The organism is Cupriavidus basilensis (assembly GCF_029335485.1).
In the GTDB taxonomy this organism is placed as follows: Bacteria; Pseudomonadota; Gammaproteobacteria; order Burkholderiales; family Burkholderiaceae; genus Cupriavidus; species Cupriavidus basilensis_E.
The window spans coordinates 24,104-30,339 of the sequence record NZ_JARJLM010000092.1 but is presented as its reverse complement, the minus strand read 5'-3'; the positions used below and the strand labels follow the sequence as shown (position 1 = coordinate 30,339).

Sequence of the window (6,236 nt, the reverse complement as noted above, 5' to 3'; positions counted from 1 at the left end):
CGAGCGCCACCGCCAGCGTGCCCATGGTGCGGCCCACCGCGCCCTCGGTCAGGCCGGCCGCCAGCATGGCGCCGACGATGATGATGGCCGAGATCGCATTGGTCACGGCCATCAGCGGGGTGTGCAGGGCGGGCGTTACCGTCCAGACCACGTGGTAGCCCACGTAGATCGCCAGCACGAAGATGATCAGGTTGATCACCGTGTGGTTCACCAGTTCCATGAACGTCTCCTTAAATGCGCTTAGCTGGCCAGCGCCAACTCGTCTTGTCCGGTCATCAGGCAGGCCGCGACGATGTCGTCGTCCTTGCTGAGCACGAAGTGGCCATCCTTGTCGATGACCAGCCTCAGGAAGTCCAGCACGTTGCGGGCATAAAGCGCCGAGGCGTCGGCCGCCACCATGCTGGCCAGGTTGGTATGGCCGATGATGATGATGCCGTGGCGCTCGACCACTTCATCGGCCACCGTCAGCGGGCAATTGCCGCCCTGTGCGGCGGCCAGGTCGACCACCACCGAGCCCGGCTTCATCTGCTGCACGGCCGCTTCCTGCAGCAGCGTGGGGGCCTTGCGGCCGGGGATCAGCGCGGTGGTGATGACGATGTCGGCCTGGGTCGCGCGCTGGTGCACCAGCTCGGCCTGGCGCTTCACCCAGTCCGGCGGCATCGGGCGCGCGTAGCCACCCACGCCCTGCGCGATCTCGCGCTCTTCGTCCGTCAGGAACGGCACATCGAGGAACTTGCCGCCCAGAGATTCGATCTGCTCCTTGACGGCGGGGCGCACATCGGAAGCCTCGATCACGGCGCCCAGGCGCTTGGCCGTGGCGATGGCCTGCAGGCCCGCCACGCCGGCGCCGAGGATCAGCACGCGCGCGGCCTTGACGGTGCCGGCGGCGGTCATCAGCATCGGCATGAAGCGCTGGTAATGGTGCGCCGCCACCAGCACGGCCTTGTAGCCGGCGATGTTGGCCTGCGACGACAGCACGTCCATGCTCTGCGCGCGCGTGGTGCGGGGCGCGGCCTCCAGGGCAAAGGCGGTGATGCTCGCGGCGGACATGCGCGCGTTGTTCTCGGCGTCGAAGGGGTTGAGCATGCCCACCAGCACGGCGCCCGGCTTCATCTGCGCCAGCTCGGCCGGCTCAGGCGCGCGCACCTTGAGCACCAGTTGCGCGCCGAGGGCGTCGGCGGCGCTGCCGATGGTGGCGCCGACTGCCTCATACGCGCTGTCCGGCTGGCTGGCGCGCACGCCGGCGCCAGCCTGGACCACCACCTTGTGGCCCTGGGCGACGTACTTCTTGACGGTTTCCGGGGTGGCGGCGACGCGAGTCTCGCCGGCCCGCGTCTCCTGCGGGATGCCGATGTACATCTATTTCTCCTCTACTTTTCAACTGCCTCGATGCGCGCACGGCCCGTACCCTTGGAATGGGCGCTCTCAATTGCCTCGCCTCAGGCAATGCATCGCGACTGACATGGGTTTTGCTCGGTTCTGCTGCCAACCGGGCACGGCGGCGATGCGCAGCTCACCCGCCGTGACCCCCGATACCTAGAAGATGTGCTTGATTCCGGCTGCGACGCCGGTTTGTCCAACACCCTGCGCAGTCTTGGTCGCACTTGCCACGCCTAGCGTTGAGCGCCCCTTGTTGTCCATGTAGGAAGCGTTGAGGTAGACTTCCGTGAGTTTCGACAGGTTGTAGGCAAGCTGCAGCGTGTAGCTGATGGCATCGTCATCTGAGGCGCGCACATCCGTACGGTATATTCCGGCGCGTAGCGTCAGCGCGGGCTTCATCGCGTAGGCCCCCCCCAACCAATAGAGATTGGAGCGGATTGCGGGATTGACAAGTCCGCTTTGCAGGAAGCGATAGCCGGCCATTGCGGTGAAGGGGCCGCTGGTGTAAATAAGTCCTGCAGCATAGCGACGTTCCACGTTTCCGGCACTGGCTACCGATGTGCCACGGCGCTGGTCATAGACGAAAGCCATTCCGAGCTTGCCGGCCGTATAGGACGCTCCCGCCCCGATTTCCTGACCGACGCGCTGTACACCCGGGACTTCGCTGCCTCCGGAAATGGTTGACTCGTATCCAGCGCTATAGAGCCCGCTGATCGTCAGGTTGCCGAAATCTCCGGTGTACTTGATAGCATTGTCAGCCCGGCCTGCGAATTGCGCATCGTGGGCAAGCACGGAGTAGGGTGCATAGCGGTTCGTGTCAAAGGGAATAAAGAAGTCGAACAAGGTATTGTTCTGACGCCCAAGAGTCACCTGGCCCCAAGGGCCCGCGATACCGACGAAAGCTCGCCGGCCGAACAGGCGGCCGCCGAGTCCAACCATGCCGGTATCCGCGAAGAAGCCGCTCTCGAGAACGAAGATTGCGCTCACGCCTCCACCCAAATCCTCACTGCCGCGCAGCCCCCACCGTGAAGCGGCCGCATTTCCGGATGTGACGCGGTATGCCGAGCCGGAGCCGTCCACGCCGGCATGGCTGACATATTCGATGCCGGCATCCATGACACCATACAGCGTGACGCTGGACTGTGCCTCTGCCGCACCAGTGAGCAGACTGCCCATCGCTGCCGCAACCAAGTACTTCCCATCTGTTTTCATCGTTCTCCTCTCGTTTTTATAATCCGAGCCCCCACGTTCCCGACTTCCTGCGGATCGAAGTACGGATGCCGCGGAGCACCCGCATGCGAGCGCCTTCGGTGCCCGTGGCATCGGATACAGGTCGAATGCGAGCAGATCGGCGCTCGTTTGCGGGGTGTTACGTTCGCTCGGGCAAGTGCCAGCGAAGGTCAAGTCGCGCCAGTGCTCGTGTAACGCACGTTCCGCCGTCTGCTTCCCCATGAGTGCAACCATGGATGGAGCCGGCTGGATCGCTGCTGCCGTTGCCATGGGCGGCCTTGACGGGCCTTGAGCCGGCGGCAACGCATGCGTCGACTGCGCTTTGTCAGAAGACATCCCCGATATGAAGGATCCAGCCACGGACAGGAAATGCTCAGCCTGGGCAAACCGGTTCAAGCCCAAGTCTTCATACCGAAGCGCTCGGCTGTTAGTCCGTCCATGTCGATCGCCGGCGGTCTGCCCGATACCGCGTCGGCAACCAGGCGGCCGGTCCCGCAGGCCTGCGTCCAGCCATTTGATCCGTGGCCTGCATTCAGGTACAGGCCCTTCAATGGTGTCGCGCCAAGGATCGGCGGCCCATCTGGCGTCATCGGACGGAGTCCGGCCCACGGCGAGGCAGCGGAAAAATCGAGTCCTCGCGGAAAGAGCCGCCGTGTCAGCTTTGACAGCAACTCTGCACGAGCGGGATGAAGCGTCAGATCGTATCCGACGAGCTCGGCCATCCCCGCAACACGCAACTTGTCTCCAAGACGGGTAAGCATGATCTTGTGGTGCTCGTCCATGATCGCCATGCGGGGAGCCGCCTCTGCATCCGTGATCGGGATCGTGATCGAGTACCCCTTCAGGGGATACACGGGAATCCGCAAGCCCACCGTCGAGAGGAGCGCAGACGCCTGGCAGCCCAGGGCTACTACGCAAGCATCAGCCTCCCACTGCTCTCTTTGCCCGCCATTCGCGACTTCAATTCCGGTAAGGCGGCCGCCGACTTGAACGAGCCGTGTTGCGGAAACGCCGTAGTGAAATGAGACACCGTGACTGGCGATGTAGCCGGCAAGACCGATGCAGAACCTGGAACTGTCCCCCGACGCATCCCCTGGAAGATAGAGCGCGCCTTTCCATGTCGCGTCTCCCGCTTGCAGGGAGGGTTCGAGCGAAACGGCTTCGTCCCGGCCCAGCATGCGCCATGGCACTTGGAACGAATCCAGCGTCTTGGAGGCCAGTTGTGCCAACTCGAGCTCCTGGTCGGTCTCGAGCAATTGCAGCGTGCCACTGCTGTGATAGTCGAATGAGAGGCCTGGCACCTGGTCGATCAGTTCCTGCATGCAGCGCATGCTGTAGTGCGCTACGCGCTGCATGCGCGCTTTGTTGATGCGAAAGCGCGCCGCCTTGCATTCGTCGAGCCACTTTGCCACCCAGAGCAAGCGCTCGACATCCGGCCGGACGGAGAAGCGGACCGGCGCATGCCTTTGCAGAGCCATGCGCAATACCTTTCCCGGCATCCCGGGGGCCGCCCAGGGGCCGGCAAAGCCGGGACAAAGACCGCCGGCGTTGCCAAAGCTGCTTCCTTGCCCCGGACCAGCTTCCCGGTCCAGCACTGTCACCTCATGGCCGTCGCGCCACAGATGATAGGCGACGGATACGCCGGCAACGCCGGCACCAAGCACTAGGACGCGCATATCTCCTGCCTTCGTTCCAATGATTCAATCGGCGGTGATGTGCGCCCGATCGATGATCGTGCGATATCGCTTGGTTTCGCTGTCGATATACTTCTCGAAGTCGCCGCCATTCTTGTATGCGCTCTCGAATCCCAGTCCGGTCAGGCGAGTCTTGAGGTCTGGCGCTGCCATGATCCTCGCGGATACCGTATCAAGCGTCTTCCGAATCTCGTTGGGCAGCTTCGCCGGTGCCCACAGGCCGTACCACGAATAGAATTCGAAGTCCTTGTATCCCGCCTCCTGCATGGTCGGGACATCGGGCAGCAATGGGCTGCGCGTGCGCCCTGTGACCGCGATTGCACGAAGCTTGCCGGCCTTGACACTTGGCAGTGACGAAAGCATCGGATCCATCATCGCCTGGGCTTGCCCCCCCATCAGGTCGGCCAGTGCGGGCCCGCCGCCCTTGTACAAGGCAATGGGTACCTGCAGATCCGCGATGCCGCTGTCATACATATACTGAGACAACGCCAGGTGACCGGCCGAACCGTTGCCGCTCGTGGCAAAGTTGTACTGTTTTGGATTCGCCTTGACCGCGCTCGCGAGCTCCCGCGCAGACTTTGCCGGCACTTGCGGATTCACGCTGAAGATCAGAGCCCCTTGCGCCAGCATGCTGACAGCCGTGAAATCCTTGACCGCATCGAACTTGATCGTTTTCCGATAGAGCATCGGATTGATGTTGTGGATCGACGCGTTGATGTAGAGCGTATAGCCGTCCGGCGCCGAGCGCGCAACGATGCCGGCCCCGACCAGGCCGGAAGCACCCGGCCGGTTGTCGACAATGACCGATTGCTTTAGCTCTTCACCGAGCTTCATCGCAAAAACGCGCGCCAGGCCGTCTACCGAGCCGCCAGGTGCATGCGGCACGACGATGGTGATTGGACGGGACGGATAGGGGTGGTCGGCGCTGGACTGTGCTCTGGCCACGCCCAATGCCATAAAGGTCGCCAGGAGTGTGACGCCTATGCGCACACCGAGGACGTGGCGTGCGCGGGTCAAGCGAGAATGGTGTAGTCGCATACCTGAATCAGCTTGTTTGAAGATCAAGGGAGGCAGGTCACCACTTTCTTCAAAGTGGGGACCTGCGGAGAGCCGCGCTGCAACGGATGGGCTTCGACGAAGCCTCGTGTCAGAAGGTGCCGGGGTAGGCGGCGCCGTCAATCAGGATGCTCTGGCCACAGATATAGCTCGCCTGTTCTGAGCAGATGAAGGCACAGAGCGCACCAAGCTCTTCTGGGCGACCGTAGCGGCCAGCCGGGTTGTTAGTTCCGCGTTCGCGCCAGAGCTGCTCGAAGGTCTTGCCTGTCGATTCCAGCATACCTTCGATGTGATGGCGCTGTGCATCGGTCGCGAACACGCCCGGGAGCAGGTTGTTGATCGTGACGTTGTGGCCCACCGTCTGGCGCGCGAGGCCCGCGACAAAACCGACGAGGCCGGAACGCGCGCCGTTGGACAAGCCCAGTTCCAGCTGCGGCGTCTTCACGCTGCGCGAGACAATATTGACGATGCGGCCGAAGCGGCGTTCTATCATTCCGTCGACCACGCGCCGAATCATATCGATCGGCCCAAGCATCATGGAATCGATGGCAGCATGCCAGTCCGCCGGTGTCCACTGACGAAAATCCCCCGGAGGCGCACCGTCCGCGTTGTTGATCAGGATGTCCGGAGCAGGGCACGCCGCAAGCGCAGCTTCTCGTCCATCGTCCTTGGTGATGTCCGCCACCACGTAGCTGACGACGCCGCCAGTCGCACAAGCGATTTCCTCCGATGCCGCGGCCAGTGTGCTCTCGGTGCGCGCGGCAATGACGACATGTACCCCTTCCGAGGCTAACTGATGCGCGCAAGCGCGCCCCATGCCCTTGCTCCCGCCGAAGACGAGAGCATGGCGCCCAGCGATGCTTAGATCCATTGACT

Annotated in this window: 6 protein-coding genes; all 6 read right to left on the bottom strand. The window is 63.1% G+C overall.

The genetic code is table 11. The features are described from left to right. A partial coding sequence (locus P3W85_RS05510) for a proton-translocating transhydrogenase family protein (protein ID WP_276264025.1) occupies window positions 1-220 on the bottom strand: 220 nt, incomplete at its 3' end. Between the two features lie 20 nt (window positions 221-240). Beyond that, on the bottom strand, window positions 241-1,359 hold the full coding sequence (locus P3W85_RS05505; RefSeq protein WP_276264024.1) for a Re/Si-specific NAD(P)(+) transhydrogenase subunit alpha: 1,119 nt from the start codon (window positions 1,357-1,359) through the stop codon (window positions 241-243). A gap of 177 nt (window positions 1,360-1,536) precedes the next feature. Next, window positions 1,537-2,592, bottom strand: coding sequence for a porin (locus P3W85_RS05500; RefSeq protein ID WP_276264023.1), 1,056 nt, complete (start codon window positions 2,590-2,592; stop codon window positions 1,537-1,539). 410 nt (window positions 2,593-3,002) lie between these two features. After that, window positions 3,003-4,286, bottom strand: a complete 1,284-nt coding sequence (locus P3W85_RS05495) for a D-amino acid dehydrogenase (RefSeq protein ID WP_276264022.1) — start codon at window positions 4,284-4,286, stop codon at window positions 3,003-3,005. A gap of 24 nt (window positions 4,287-4,310) precedes the next feature. Beyond that, on the bottom strand, window positions 4,311-5,261 hold the full coding sequence (locus P3W85_RS05490) for a Bug family tripartite tricarboxylate transporter substrate binding protein (protein ID WP_017224587.1): 951 nt from the start codon (window positions 5,259-5,261) through the stop codon (window positions 4,311-4,313). 190 nt (window positions 5,262-5,451) lie between these two features. Beyond that, window positions 5,452-6,231, bottom strand: a complete 780-nt coding sequence (locus tag P3W85_RS05485) for an SDR family oxidoreductase (RefSeq protein ID WP_276264021.1) — start codon at window positions 6,229-6,231, stop codon at window positions 5,452-5,454. Between the last annotated feature and the right edge of the window lie 5 nt (window positions 6,232-6,236).